The sequence below is a fragment of the Streptosporangium saharense genome (assembly GCF_014203715.1).
GTDB lineage: Bacteria > Actinomycetota > Actinomycetes > Streptosporangiales > Streptosporangiaceae > Streptosporangium > Streptosporangium saharense.
The window spans coordinates 1,091,781-1,105,601 of the sequence record NZ_JACHJP010000002.1; the positions used below are offsets into that span (position 1 = coordinate 1,091,781).

12 protein-coding genes are annotated in these 13,821 nt (G+C 69.7%); 6 read left to right on the plus strand and 6 right to left on the minus strand.

Translation table 11 applies throughout. From position 1 onward, the window contains the following. The first annotated feature begins 10 nt into the window (after positions 1-10). The 3 genes from FHS44_RS13825 to FHS44_RS13835 all read left to right on the plus strand — a co-directional run bounded on the left by FHS44_RS13825 (position 11) and on the right by FHS44_RS13835 (position 2,581). On the plus strand, positions 11-1,168 hold the full coding sequence (locus tag FHS44_RS13825) for a ScyD/ScyE family protein (protein WP_184714363.1): 1,158 nt from the start codon (positions 11-13) through the stop codon (positions 1,166-1,168). 104 nt (positions 1,169-1,272) lie between these two features. Beyond that, entirely contained in the window at positions 1,273-1,866 is a 594-nt protein-coding gene (locus tag FHS44_RS13830; protein WP_246435417.1) for a DUF4126 domain-containing protein, read from the plus strand. Between the two features lie 130 nt (positions 1,867-1,996). Continuing rightward, positions 1,997-2,581 (plus strand): hypothetical protein, encoded by a 585-nt coding sequence (locus FHS44_RS13835; protein ID WP_312863646.1) that lies wholly within the window; start codon positions 1,997-1,999, stop codon positions 2,579-2,581. 77 nt (positions 2,582-2,658) lie between these two features. Here the strand turns inward: FHS44_RS13835 and uvrB are convergent, their stop codons facing one another. Beyond that, positions 2,659-4,770: an excinuclease ABC subunit UvrB gene (gene uvrB, locus FHS44_RS13840; protein WP_184714365.1), complete on the minus strand. Its 2,112-nt coding sequence runs from the start codon at positions 4,768-4,770 to the stop codon at positions 2,659-2,661. Between the two features lie 192 nt (positions 4,771-4,962). Here uvrB and FHS44_RS13845 point away from each other — a divergent pair, with 192 nt between their 5' ends. The 3 genes from FHS44_RS13845 to FHS44_RS13855 are packed head-to-tail and all read left to right on the plus strand — an operon-like array spanning position 4,963 to position 8,638. Next, positions 4,963-6,570, plus strand: a complete 1,608-nt coding sequence (locus FHS44_RS13845; protein ID WP_184714366.1) for an SPFH domain-containing protein — start codon at positions 4,963-4,965, stop codon at positions 6,568-6,570. 2 nt (positions 6,571-6,572) lie between these two features. Beyond that, positions 6,573-7,832, plus strand: a complete 1,260-nt coding sequence (locus FHS44_RS13850) for an SPFH domain-containing protein (protein WP_184714367.1) — start codon at positions 6,573-6,575, stop codon at positions 7,830-7,832. 32 nt (positions 7,833-7,864) lie between these two features. Beyond that, a complete protein-coding gene (locus tag FHS44_RS13855) occupies positions 7,865-8,638 on the plus strand; it encodes a sporulation protein (RefSeq protein ID WP_184714368.1) in 774 nt (257 codons plus the stop codon). A 102-nt stretch (positions 8,639-8,740) separates the two neighbouring features. Here the strand turns inward: FHS44_RS13855 and FHS44_RS13860 are convergent, their stop codons facing one another. The 5 genes from FHS44_RS13860 to FHS44_RS13880 form a co-directional block, all read right to left on the minus strand. Beyond that, positions 8,741-9,607, minus strand: coding sequence for a PIG-L family deacetylase (locus FHS44_RS13860; RefSeq protein WP_184714369.1), 867 nt, complete (start codon positions 9,605-9,607; stop codon positions 8,741-8,743). Positions 9,608-9,790: 183 nt separating this feature from the next. Continuing rightward, on the minus strand, positions 9,791-10,390 hold the full coding sequence (gene coaE / locus FHS44_RS13865) for a dephospho-CoA kinase (protein ID WP_184714370.1): 600 nt from the start codon (positions 10,388-10,390) through the stop codon (positions 9,791-9,793). 20 nt (positions 10,391-10,410) lie between these two features. Continuing rightward, positions 10,411-10,866: a GNAT family N-acetyltransferase gene (locus FHS44_RS13870; protein ID WP_184714371.1), complete on the minus strand. Its 456-nt coding sequence runs from the start codon at positions 10,864-10,866 to the stop codon at positions 10,411-10,413. A gap of 112 nt (positions 10,867-10,978) precedes the next feature. After that, positions 10,979-12,463, minus strand: coding sequence for a 30S ribosomal protein S1 (gene rpsA / locus FHS44_RS13875; RefSeq protein WP_184714372.1), 1,485 nt, complete (start codon positions 12,461-12,463; stop codon positions 10,979-10,981). 217 nt (positions 12,464-12,680) lie between these two features. Beyond that, entirely contained in the window at positions 12,681-13,796 is a 1,116-nt protein-coding gene (locus FHS44_RS13880) for a polysaccharide deacetylase family protein (RefSeq protein WP_184714373.1), read from the minus strand. Positions 13,797-13,821 lie beyond the last annotated feature (25 nt).

Here is a 13,821-nt window from a genome sequence, read left to right on the forward strand (position 1 = left end):
GGGGATTGCGTTGAGCGGAGTTCGTATCGGCCGCAGGCTGCTCGCTGCTGCCACAGGAGGGGTCGCGGTGCTGGCCGTGACGGCGGGCCCGGTGTCGGCGGCACGGGCGGACGTCGCCGCGCCCGAGATCGTCGCCAAGGGGCTCGACAGCCCGCGCGGGATCTCCTTCGGCCCCGACGGCGCCCTGTACATCGCCGAGTCCGGCCACGGCGGCAAGGTCAAGTGCGCCACGCCCCCGGCCGCCAAGGGCGAGAAGCCGGAGAAGATGTGCCTCGGCATGACCGGGCGGATCAGCGTCCTCAAGGACGGCAAGACCTCCGTGCTGATCGACCACCTGCCGTCGGCGGCCAGCGGCCCGTTCGCACTCGGCCCGCACGACGTGGCGTTCACCGCCAAGGGCGACCTGCTGGTGACCATCGGCTTCTCCGGTGACACCGCCTTCCGCGCCAAGCTCGGCCCGAAGGCCAGGACCCTGGGCACGCTGCTGACGCTCTCCGCCAAGGGCAGGAGCCTGTCCTTCGCCGACCTCGTCGCCTACGAGACCAGGCACAACCCCGACCGCAAGGACAAGGGCAGCGCCGTGGACTCCTACCCGTTCGGCGTCGCCCCGCTGGCCGGCGGCGGCGCGCTGGTCGCCGACACCGGGGGCAACTCCGTGCTGCGGATCAGCCGCAAGGGGAAGATCAGCACCGAGGCGGTCCTGCACGCCAGGTCCGTCGCCGCTCCCCCGGCGCTCAAGATGCCCAAGGGCAGCAAGATCCCGATGCAGTCGGTGCCGATGGGCATCGCCAAGGGCCCCGACGGCGCCTACTACGTCGCCGAGCACGGCGGCTTCCCCAACCCCGAGGGGGCGGCCCGGGTGCTCCGCGTCAAGAACGGCAAGGTCACCACCGCCGCGCGCGGCTTCACCACGATGGCCGACGTCGCCTTCGACGCCAAGGGACGGCTGATCGTCCTGGGCTCCGTGGGACCGCTGCCCGCCGACGGCATGAGCAAGACCACCGTCTACCGCATCGAGACTGACGGCACCCGTACCGAGCTTCTCAAGCCCGGCACGCTGACGACCCCCCTCGGCGTGGCCGTGGGCCCCGACGGCGCCGTCTACGTGGCTGACAAGGCCATGGCGCCGGGCAAGGGCGAGATCCTCCGGGTCCCCGTCCCGGAGTAGCCCGTGGGAACGGCGGGGGCGCGTCCGTCAAGGGCGCGCCCCCGCTCGGGATCCATCCGTGGCCCCAAGGACGTTGAATGGGGGGATCTGGACACCACGGAGGCATGATGCTCGCGGCACTGACAGGCCTTGGACTCTCCACCGCGGCGGGGCTGAACGCCTACATACCGCTGCTGGTCGTCGGCCTGCTCGCCAACTTCACCGACCAGGTACGGTTGCAGCAGGAGTTCGCCTGGCTGGCCAACGGCTGGGTGCTGGCCATCATCGCCGTGCTGCTGGTGGCCGAGTTCGTCCTGGACAAGGTCCCGGTGGTCGACAGCGTCAACGACATGATCCAGACCGTGATCCGCCCGCTGTCCGGTGGCGTGGTCTTCAGCGCGACCGAGGCCGCGGCCAGGATCGACGGCTCCGACTGGATGGCCCACAACCCCTGGGTCGGCTGGGTGCTCGGCATCGGCATCGCGCTCGCGGTGCACGTGATGAAGGCGACCGCCAGGCCCGTGGTCAACGCCACGACAGCCGGGGTCGGGGCCCCGGTGGTGAGCACGATGGAGGACGCGGGCTCGCTCGCCATGGCCCTGGTCGCGATCTTCCTGCCGGTGCTGGTCGTGGTCGCGGTCGCCGCGCTGGCGGTGCTCGCCTGGTGGACGATCCGTCGCGTACGGCGCCGCCGCGCCCTGCGGCGAAGTCCCGCCTGAGGCACCCCTGGGCTTAGGGAACGAAGCCCGCGCACCTCGCGAACCCCCGTATACACGGGCAGGCGGGCTATGCTCGAAGCACCTGTTTCCCCGCCGGGAGGTGATCGCGATCGGCACTTTCCTCACCATCGTGCTGGTGCTTCTGCTGCTGTTCCTCCTCACCGCGGGCACGGCCGTCTACTTCCTGGTCAAGGTCGGCAGGAAGGCCACGAAGAAGGCCCGCAAGGTGACCGAGCGGGTGGCCTCCCAGATGGCGGCGATGGACCCCGGCCAGGCGGGTGAGACCGAGCGGATGCGCCTGGACCTGCGCAAGGAGGTCTCCCTGACCCGGCAGGCCGTGGACCAGGCGCTGCAGGCCGGTTGGGGGCTCGGCGACCTGCCGAGGCTGGTGGCCGAGATCAGCGTGCACGCCGACCACCTGGACGGCCAGCTCGCGCTCTACGCCCGGCACAGCCGAAGCTCCACCTACGTGGACCACGCCTCCCTCGGCCGGCTGCGCGAGAACCACGCCAAGCTGACCACGTCGTGCGCCAGGATCCGCGCCGACCTGCTCAACGACCAGATGACGCACTCCGCGAACGGCATCGACGACATCCAGAGCCGGACCGACCTGGAGATCGAGGCGCGCCGCCGCGCCCCCGACCCCCTGGACGAGATCGACGAGCTCTACCGGCGCACCGCGGTGCCCCGCTCCCCCCACGACGACCGCCACTGAGGCCGCCGCCCGCCCTCGTGCTCACGCCCGCGGACCGAGCAGCCCCGGGGCAGGCGGGATCTCAGGTAGGGCCTGGGTCAGGAGACCCCCGCCTCACGCATGTCGCGGACCTCGCGCTTGAGCTCCTTGATCTCGTCGCGCAGCCGGGCGGCCACCTCGAACTGCAGGTCGGCCGCCGCCTGGTGCATCTGCTCGGTGAGCGACTCGACCAGGGACTCGAGCTGCGCCCTGGGCATCTCCCCCGCGATCGCCTTGGCGTGCTGACCGGCCTGCCTGGCCGCGAAGCCGGGGACCGGGGCCTTGCCGCGCGACTGCTGACGGCCGCTGCCCCCGAGGAGCTGGGCGGTGTCGGCGTCCTCCCTGTTCAGCGAGTCGAGGATGTCGGCGATCTTCTTGCGGAGCGGCTGGGGGTCGATGCCGTTTGCCTCGTTGTAGGCCATCTGCTTGACCCGGCGCCGGTTGGTCTCCTCGATCGCCCGCTCCATGGAGGGGGTGATCCGGTCGGCGTACATGTGGACCTGGCCGGAGACGTTACGGGCCGCGCGGCCGATGGTCTGGATCAGCGAGGTCTCCGAGCGCAGGAAGCCCTCCTTGTCGGCGTCGAGGATCGCCACCAGCGAGACCTCGGGCAGGTCGAGGCCCTCCCGGAGCAGGTTGATGCCGACCAGCACGTCGAACTCGCCCATCCGCAGCTCGCGCAACAACTCGATGCGGCGCAGCGTGTCGACCTCGCTGTGCAGGTAGCGGACCCTGATGCCCAGTTCGAGCAGGTAGTCGGTGAGGTCCTCCGACATCTTCTTGGTCAGCGTCGTGACCAGGACCCGTTCGTCCTTCTCGGCGCGGGTCCTGATCTCGTGGACCAGGTCGTCGATCTGCGACTTCGTCGGCTTGACGATCACCTCGGGGTCGACCAGACCGGTCGGCCTGATCACCTGCTCGACCACGTCGCCACCGGAGCGGCCGAGCTCGTAGCTGCCGGGGGTCGCCGAGAGGTAGACCGTCTGGTCGATCCGCTCCAGGAACTCCTCCCACTTCAGCGGGCGGTTGTCCATGGCGGAGGGCAGCCGGAAGCCGTGCTCGACGAGCGTGCGCTTGCGGGAGGCGTCCCCCTCGTACATCGCGCCGATCTGCGGGACCGTCTGGTGCGACTCGTCCAGCACCAGCAGGAAGTCCTCGGGGAAGTAGTCGAGCAGGGTGTTGGGCGCGCTGCCGGGGGCGCGGCCGTCCATGTGCCGCGAGTAGTTCTCGATGCCGGAGCAGGTGCCGATCTGGCGCATCATCTCCAGGTCGTAGGTGGTGCGCATGCGCAGCCGCTGGGCCTCAAGGAGCTTGCCCTGGCGCTCCATCCGCTGCAGGCTCTCGGCCAGCTCCGCCTCGATGTCCCGCACGGCCCGGTCCATCCGCTCGGGGCCCGCCACGTAGTGGGAGGCGGGGAAGATGTAGAGCTCCTCGTCCTCGGTGATCACCTCACCGGTCAGCGGGTGCATGGTGGAGAGCTTCTCGATCTCGTCGCCGAACATCTCGATGCGGACGGCGAGCTCCTCGTACTTCGGGATGATCTCGATCGTGTCGCCGCGCACCCGGAAGGTGCCCCTGGTGAAGGCCAGGTCGTTGCGGGTGTAGTGCATGTCGACCAGGCGCCGCAGCAGCGTGTCGCGCTCGATCTCCTGGCCGACCTTGAGCGCGGTCATGCGGTCCACGTACTCCTGGGGGGTGCCCAGGCCGTAGATGCACGAGACCGAGGCCACCACGACCGTGTCGCGGCGGGTCAGCAGCGAGTTGGTCGCCGAGTGCCGCAGCCGCTCGACCTCCTCGTTGATGGAGGAGTCCTTCTCGATGTAGGTGTCGCTTTGCGGGACGTACGCCTCGGGCTGGTAGTAGTCGTAGTAGGAGACGAAATATTCGACCGCGTTGTTGGGCAGCATCTCCCTCAGCTCGTTGGCGAACTGCGCGGCGAGGGTCTTGTTGGGCTGGATGACCAGGGTCGGCCGCTGCAGCCGCTCGATCAGCCAGGCGACCGTGGCCGTCTTGCCCGTGCCCGTCGCGCCCAGCAGGACGTTGTCCTTGTCGCCCGCCCTCACGCGTCGCTCAAGCTCGGCGATCGCGGTCGGCTGGTCGCCGGAGGGGGTCATGTCGGTGACGACCTCGAAGGGGGCCACCTTGCGCTGCAAATCTGTTACCGGCCTCACCTGACCCACTGTAGGACGCCCCACCGACATTCCCGGACCCCGCGTGGCCCGCCGTACGGCACGGCGTTCAATCGTCTGTCAAGCCAACCGCAAGCCACATGTTATTTACTGTTATCGCGTGCAAGTGATCACAAAGCGTGATATATCGGGCTTTCGGAAAAAAGACCAGGAAAAAGGACCCACGGAGGTGTGATGTCGCGGCCAAGAGAGGCCATGCAGGCGGCGGTCGCTGCCGCCCAGGCGTACGGCCAGGGCGGGGACCTGCGCCAGATCGCCGGGCAGGTCGCGGGCCAGCTCACCGGCCAGGCGCAGGGACAGGGCCAAGGCCAGAGCCAGGGCCAGGGCCAGGCGGGAGAACCGGGCTTCGCCCTCAACCCCACCGACTTCCTCGCCGCGCGTGAACAGGGCACGTCCGTCGGCACGCTGATCGAGGCCCGCAGCGCCTCACTGAACGAGGCCGGGGAGATCGTCAACCGCAGCTTCTCCGGCAGCGGCCCGCAGGGCGAGACCGTCCACGTCATCTCCCCCGTGGTGATCCCCAAGGGCACCACGGCCCGGGTCGTCGTTCCCCTTGTCGTCCTGGCGGTGCTCGGCCTGGTCGGACTGGTCGCGACGGGCCTGCCCGAGGGCGCGCGGGTGCTGTTCGGCCCGCACTACTGGGCCGTCCTGGTGCTGGCCGCGGCGTTCCTGTGGTGGCGGCGCAGCGTCGTCATGGTCCCCGAGGGCTGCAAGGCGCTGATCACCAAGTTCGGCAAGCTCGTCCAGATCGCCGAACCCGGCCGGGTGACGCTGCTCAACCCGTGGAAGCGGGTCAGCTACATCGTCAACACCACCCGGGAGTATCCCTTCAACGCCCCCATCCGCGAGGCCCCGACCCAGCAGGGCGTCAAGGCGAGCGTGGACCTCTTCCTGCAGTTCAGGATCGAGGACCCGGCCGAGTTCATCTTCGTCCTCGGCTCGGTCGGCGGTTTCCAGGCCAAGCTGCAGAACGCGATCAGCGAGGTGACCCGCTCCCTCATCTACGCCCAGCGCGCCGAGGACATCTACGACCTGGTCGGCGAGAGCACCCTGGGCATGCTGGACAACCTCAACCAGCAGTTCCTGCCCGCTGTACGGCTCACCGACGTGAACATCACCCACGCCGAGCCCTCCAGCCAGGAGTACCGGATGGACCTGGCGGCGCCGGAGATGATCCGGGTCGCCAAGGAGGCCTACACCTACGAGTACGAGCTTCAGCTGCGCAAGGAGCAGAACGAGGGCGACCTCGTCAAGGAGCTGGCCGGGCTGCAGGAGCAACTGTCGGCCATCCAGGCGGAGATCGCGAGCTACCAGGCGCGGATGGACACCGCGCTCGAACGCGCCTCCCACCAGGCCAAGGCCCAGGCCAGTCAGCGGCTGGTCGAGGCGGAGTCGACCGCCAAGGCCAACGCGGCGCTGCTCGAAGCCCAGGCGCTGGACATCAGGGCGCTGAGCGCGGCCCAGGCGCCGGAGATCCTGGACCACCGCTTCCAGCAGGACCTGCTCGACAGGCTCGAATCCGTCGCCTCCCACCTGCCCCGCGTGGTGCAGGTCGGTGAGAACACGGACATCGACCTGCTGGCCCTGGCCAGGCAACTGGTCGGCGGCGGTGAGGCCCGGCTGTTCTCCGAGGCGGACACCGCCGCGATCCGGGCCAGGATCACCGAGATCAGCCGCCGCGTCGAGGACCGGGAGGCCGAGATCGCCGTCCTACTAGGCCAGAACACCGGCCAGGCCGCCCAGGAGCACGCCGTACCGCCCGCCGCGCAGGAAGACGCCTGAAGATGAGCAGAGAGTTCTCCAAGATCAAGGAATCGCTGGCCTCCTGGTCGGAGATCCGCCAGCTGCTGCGCGGCGGCGAGTCCGGCCAGATCGTCCCCGTCGTGATCCCCAAGGACCGCAGGGGCTTCGCCTGGGTCGCCCTGCTGTTGCTGGCGCTCTACCTCGTGGGCACCGCGCTGCTCGGCGGCGGCGTCCTGTCCCTCCTGGCCGCCGCGGGCGCGGTGTTCTTCCTGCTGACCGCCCTGGTCTGGCTGTGGCGCAGGGCCATCGTCGAGATCGAGGAGGGCACCACCGGCGTGCGCAGCCGGTGGGGGGCGATCGTCGGCACCCTGGCTCCCGGCCGTCACTACCTGTGGCTGCCCTGGGACCGGGTGGACGCGGTCGTGGACACCTCGACCGAGATCCCCTACTCGGCGCCGATCGCGGCCTGCCCGACCGCCGAGAACGTGCCGCTGAAGTCGATCGAGTTCTTCCTGAAGTTCCGCATCGTCGATCCCGTCGCCTTCGTCAGGACGATCGGGGCGGGCAACTTCGACCTCGTGCTCAGCAGCGCCGTACAGGACGCCATCCGTCAGCGCAGCCGCAGGGTCCACACCGAGCGGGCCTACGACCTGCGCGGCTCCGACGTGGGTGACATGCAGGAGCTGCTGACCCGCCAGCTCGGCAGGTACGGCGTGCGCATCACCGGCGCGAACATCCCCGACGTGCAGCTTCCCGACCAGTACCAGCAGCACCTGGCGACGCGGGAGAAGGTCGCCAAGGAGCTGTCGGCCTTCGAGCGGGAGTGGGAGCTGACCCGCAAGCGGCGCATCGACACCCTGCTCATGGAGATCGAGCGGGCCAAGAAGACCAGGGACGCCCGTATCGTCGAGGTCAGGGCCGCCGCGAACACCGCGCGCAAGGACGTCGCCCGCATGCTTGAGGAGCACGAGACGCAGGCCCAGCGGGTGCGCTGGGAGATCGAGGCCAAGGGCAGGGCCGAGCTGACCTCGGCGGAGAACGAGGCCAAGGGACTGCGCAGGCTCGCCGACTCCTACCGCGACAACCGCGCCGTGCTCCAGTACGAGCTGGCCCGCCGCCGTCTCGACGTGGGCGCCAGGCTCGCGGAGAACGCCCCCCGCCCGGTCGTGGTGCGCACCGGCGGCGCCTCGGGAGAGACCTCCCCCCTGGCCACCCTGCTTCTCGCCCAGCTCCTGCCGCAGCTCGCCGCGGAGCACAGCACCGGGAACGGCCAGGTCAGGCCGTCCGTCGAACCTAACTAGAACCCTTTCACAACCCCCGGGAGAGTCCCCCAATGGTGTTCCGTAAACTCATGGCCGCCTTCGGCGCCGGCGTCGAGGTCGACACGGTGCTGCTGAACTCCAACGTCCGCCCCGGCGAGACCCTGCGCGGGCAGGTCAACTTCCGCGGCGGCGGCTCCGACTACCGGGTCGAGGGCATCTTCATCGACTTCACCGCGGTCGTCGAGGTCGAGAGCGGCGACAACGAGTACAAGACCACCTACAGCTTCCTGCGCCAGCAGATCACCGGCTCCTTCCACCTGGCCGCGGGCGCGCCGCAGTCGGCCCCGTTCGAGATCCCCGTCCCGTGGGAGACCCCGATCAGCGCCATCGGCGGCCACCCGCTGCGCGGCATGCAGCTGGGTGTGTCGACCGAGCTGGCGCTGGCCGGGGCGCTGGACAAGGGCGACCTCGACGCGCTGTTCGTCAACCCGCTGCCCGCCCAGGACCACGTGCTGGGCGCGCTCGACCACATGGGCTTCCGCTTCAAGAAGGCCGACCTGGAGCGCGGCACGCTGCGCGGCTCCCGCATGCCGTTCTTCCAGGAGATCGAGTACTACGTGGGCCCCGAGTACTCCCGGCACTTCAGCGAGCTCGAACTGACCTTCATCGCGGGCCCGAGGTCGGTGGACGTCATCCTGGAGGCCGACAAGCGCGGCGGCTTCCTGACCTCAAGCCACGACACCTACAACCGCTTCACGGTCCACTACGACGACCACCCCGGCCAGGTGGAGCAGTCGCTGCGCGCGGGCCTGCACTCCATGGCCCAGCACCGCGGCTGGTTCTAGCCGTTTTTTACGGCCAGGCCCCGGTTGGCGCCTCCCGCCGACCGGGGCCGCTCCCCCGCCCCCCACGCCCCCCGAGCGCCCCACCCCCCGCCGTCACGTCCCTCACGGCGAGCCCCGGTACATCCGCTGGAGCCAGGCGTCGTAGCGGCGCCCCGGGCCCGCCCGGTAGTCGTGGCGCCGGTAGACGGCGAAGGCCTCCCGTTTGGCCTCGTGTTCGGCGGCGGTGAGGTTGGGCGGCAGGGGCAGCGTGGGGTAGCCCCGGTAGACGACCACCCTGACGCCCCTCGGGGCGGCCGCCGCGGCGAAGCGGGCCGCGGCGACGTGGTCGGGATGGTCGGCGACGCCCGGGGGCGGGTCCGGGTCGAGGGTGTTGAGCACCGAGGGCCGGAAGGTCCGCATCAGCACGCGCAGCGCGTCCAGGACGTCGGAGTGGGTCAGGCAGACCGTGGGCCTGGTGAAGGGACGCACACAGGTCGGCCCGCCGGGATCGGCCCACAGGCGGCTCAGGGCGCCGCGTCCGCCGTCCGCCCTGGGGTCGCCGCCGTCGGGCAGCCCGGCGAAGACCAGCTGGACGCGCGGCAGGTCCGTCAGCGTGTCGACCTCGACCCGGGCCCGGCCCACGGTCATGAGGCTGCGCCGCCACCGGTCGCGGACCCCCGCCGCCCAGGCGTAGGCGGCCCTGACCCCCTGCTGCCTGTCGATGCTGTAGCGCCTCGGCGGGTGCCCGTCGCGCAGCCCCGCCACCCCCTCCCCCGCGGTCAGGTAGACCGTGACGGTGCGCGCGCCGCGCGCGAGCAGCCTCAGCAGGTCGGGGCTCATGAACAGCAGGTCGTCGTCCGGGTGGGCGGCGATCTGGAGATAGGCCCCCTCGGGCGCCCCGCCGGACGCCAGGGCCGCGAGCCCGGGCAGGCCGGGTCGCGGCAGCAGCAGGGGCGCGAGGAGAAGGACGACACCCGTCACGGCCGCCATGAATCCGCCCACGCCTCGTACGCCCCGCACGCCGTCCCCCGCCACCGCCGATGAAAGTATCTCGACGGTAGAGGCGCGGACCCCCCGGCCACCTGGGCCGATCGGATGATTTCCTGGGAGACGGCCTCATACGTAAGGCTCGTCCTGTCTCGTCCCCGTGGCGGAGCCTGACGCCCCCGGGGCTCAGGCCTTGGCGCGGGCGGCCAGGTCGGCCCAGAGGGCGTCCACCCGGCCCTCAAGCTCCTCCAGGGGCCCTTCGTTGGGCACCACGATGTCGGCGGCCCTCAGCCGCTCCTCACGGCTCGCCTGGGCGGCGAGCCTGGTCCTGACGTCGGCCTCGGTCATGCCGCGCAGCCTGACCAGCCGTCCGACGCGTGTCTCGTCGGCCGCGTCCACGACGATGACCACGTCGTACATCGGGGCGAGGTTGTTCTCCACCAGCAGCGGCACGTCGTAGACGACGATGGCGTCCTCGTCGGCCTGGCTCTGCAGCTCGGCGACCCGCGCCGCGACCAGCGGGTGCACGATGGCGTTGAGGGAGGCCAGTTTCTCCGAGTCGGCGAAGACGATCGAGCCGAGTTTTCCCCGGTCGAGTGAGCCGTCCTCGCGCAGGATCTCGGGCCCGAACAGGGCGACGATCCGTTCCAGCCCCTCGGTTCCCGGTTCGACCACCTCGCGGGCGATCCTGTCGGCGTCGATCACCACGGCGCCCCTGGCGGCCAGCCGCCGCGACACCTCGCTCTTGCCGGATCCGATTCCTCCGGTGAGCCCCACCTTCAACATGGTCCGCAGAATACGTGCCGCTACAGCTGCCTGCGCAGGTGGACCAGGGTCAGGTGGTCGCTCATCCGCTCCCTGTGGGTCTCGCGGTAGCCGTGGCGCCGGTAGAGCCGCAGGTTGCCCTCCGACAGGTGCCCGGTGAACAGGTCGAACGCCAGGGCCGTGTCCATCTCCCCGTGGAGGCCGTCCAGCAGGGCGCCGCCGACACCCCTGCCCTGCAGGTCGGGTGCGACGACCAGGCGTCCGACCAGGCAGGTGGTGCCCGACAGCCGGCCGCGGACCGCCCCGGCGATCCGCTCGCCCTGCCTGGCGACGAGCACGACGCCCGTCCTTATCGCCCTGTCCACCTGCTCGGCGGACTCGACCAGGGGCGGGATGAACGGGTCGCCGTAGAGCTGGGCCTCGCTCACGTAGGCGGCCCGCTGGACGGTGAGGATCTCGCCCGCGTCCGCGGGGGCCGCCCGCTCGATCTCGGTCACCCGGCAACCCTAGCGCGGGCCGCGGACCCGAGGGTGGGCGCGAAAAAGGGCCCCGCCTTCGGCGGAGCCCTTCCTCGGATCCTCAGATCGCCACATCAACTACCGGGAGAGGTCAGCTCTGACCGCCCGCGAGCTTCTCCCGCAGAGCGGCGAGAGCCTCGTCGGAGGCCAGGGCGCCCGCCGCCGGAGCGGAGGAGCTGGAGCCACCGGCGGCCGGGGTCTCGCCCGAGTAGGAGGTGGGGGCAGCCTCGCCCGCCTCCGCCTCGGCCTTGCGGGCCTCTTCGATCTGACGCCTGTGCGCCTCGAAGCGGGTCTGGGCCTCGGCGTACTGCCGCTCCCACTCCTCGCGCTGGCGGTCGAAGCCCTCAAGCCACTCGCCGGTCTCGGAGTCGAAGCCCTCGGGGTAGATGTAGTTGCCCGAGTCGTCGTAGGTCGCCGCCATGCCGTACAGCGTGGGGTCGAACTCGACGTCGGCGCCCGCGGCGCTCTCGTTGGCCTGCTTGAGCGACAGCGAGATCCTGCGGCGGTCGAGGTCGATGTCGATGATCTTCACGAAGATCTCGTCGCCGACCTGGACGACCTGCTCGGGGATCTCGACGTGGCGCTCGGCCAGCTCGGAGATGTGGACCAGGCCCTCGATGCCCTCCTCGACGCGGACGAACGCGCCGAACGGCACCAGCTTGGTGACGCGGCCCGGCACGACCTGGCCGATCTGGTGGGTGCGGGCGAACTGCTGCCAGGGGTCCTCCTGCGTCGCCTTGAGCGACAGCGAGACCCGCTCGCGCTCCATGTCGACGTCGAGAACCTCGACGGTGACCTCCTGGCCGACCTCGACGACCTCGGAGGGGTGGTCGATGTGCTTCCAGGACAGCTCGGAGACGTGGACGAGTCCGTCGACGCCACCCAGGTCCACGAAGGCACCGAAGTTGACGATCGAGGACACGACGCCCTTGCGGACCTGGCCCTTCTGGAGGGTGTTGAGGAACGTCTGGCGAACCTCGGACTGGGTCTGCTCCAGCCAGGCACGGCGGGACAGGACCACGTTGTTGCGGTTCTTGTCCAGCTCGATGATCTTGGCCTCGAGCTCGCGGCCCACGTAGGGCTGCAGGTCGCGGACCCGGCGCATCTCGACCAGCGACGCGGGCAGGAAGCCGCGCAGACCGATGTCGAGGATCAGGCCGCCCTTGACGACCTCGATGACGGTGCCGGTGACGATGCCGTCCTCGTCCTTGATCTTCTCGATCGTGCCCCAGGCGCGCTCGTACTGGGCGCGCTTCTTGGACAGGATGAGCCGACCCTCCTTGTCCTCCTTCTGGAGAACCAGGGCCTCGACGTGCTCGCCAACCTCGACGACGTCCGCCGGGTCGACATCATGCTTGATCGAGAGCTCACGCGAGGGGATCACACCCTCGGTCTTGTAGCCGATGTCGAGCAAAACTTCGTCTCGATCGACCTTGACGACGGTGCCCTCGACGATGTCGCCGTCGTTGAAGTACTTGATGGTCAGGTCGATCGCTGCGAGGAACTCTTCCTCGGAGCCGATGTCGTTGACCGCTACCTGCGGGGTGCTCGAGGTGGCCTCAGTGCTGCTCGTCATGTGTGGAATTGCTCCGAACGCGGACAGATGTCGATGTGGCGAACACGCGGCAGGCCTCTTATCGTTCAGCCGGGAATCCACCGGCCTGATCGAGCGCGAGCCCACTCCGTCCGAGACACGCGCGAGCCCACAGCGCAGCGATCAGCATATGAGAACAGACGAGCCTGGTCAATCCGGTAGCACGACACACCGATGGTTGAGCCATGGGTCAACGCCGTCAGTAGGCATTGATCCGCTGCTTCCACTGCGGGCTGATATTACCCCGAAGTTCCCGTGGAACGGAGATGCGTTCGGGATCGCCGTCCGCCGTGTATCGCCGGTCGGGGTGCTTGCCCAGCCACTCCAGCCAGTACTGCGAGCACCACTTGCGGCATTCGCCCTTCTTGCCGTTGCTCTGGACCCGCTGGATCGCCCGCCAGTCGTAGCCCTTGGTGAACGGCGAGTCCGACGGCTGCGCACCGGCCAGGAAGACGCCCTTGAAGGCGAAGGACGTGCCGTCCCACTTGCCCGACTGGACGGTCGAGCGCTTGCGCGGCATGGCGCCGAACGGCAGCGCCAGCGTGTCCGGGGTGCCCGCGCCGTACTTGGTCAGCATCCGCTGGACGCGGACGAGCTGCTCGGCGATCTTCTTCTTCGACAGGCCCGGCAGATAGGGGTGGTCCCAGGTGTGGTTGGCCACCTCGAAGCCGTGCGTGGTCAGCCACCGCACCGCGTTCTCCTGGGCGTGCGCGTCCCGGAGTCCGAAAGGCTGATGATTTACCCAAAATGTCGCGACTGGCCGAAACTCTGGGTATTTCTTGGCCACCTGATAGATGATCCCGACCGCGGTGTCCTTGGCCGGGGCACCGGCCTTGTCGAGCGCGAAGTGGCTCGGATGGCCGTCGTCGAAGGTCAGCACGACCGGGTGTTTGCCCGCGGGGATGCGGATGTCGCCGGTGACGAACTCGTGTGCGGTGACCGGCACGTAGCCGTTCCTGGCCAGCTTCTCCATCTCCTGGCGCACCTGGGACGGGGTCCTGTCGATGGAGGCCAGCCGCTTCTTCAAGATCCGGTGGTACATCAGCACCGGGACCATCCCGGCCTCGTTGGCCTTGACCTGCTTGGCGAACTCCGGCGAGGCCACCACCGGCGGCGGCAGCTCGGCGGAGGGCAGCGCGACCACGGGAGAGGGGCCGGGGGACGGTGTGACGGAGGGAGTCTGTGTGGGCGGCGGTGTCGGTGGTGTGCTGATCGGCGACGCCGTACCCGCCAGTGAGACGGAGGTCGGCGACGCCTCGGGGCGCACCAGGAGCACGGTCACCGCGGTGATCACGACCACCACGTTCGCGAGCATGATGATCTGTGTCAGTGGCGCTGAA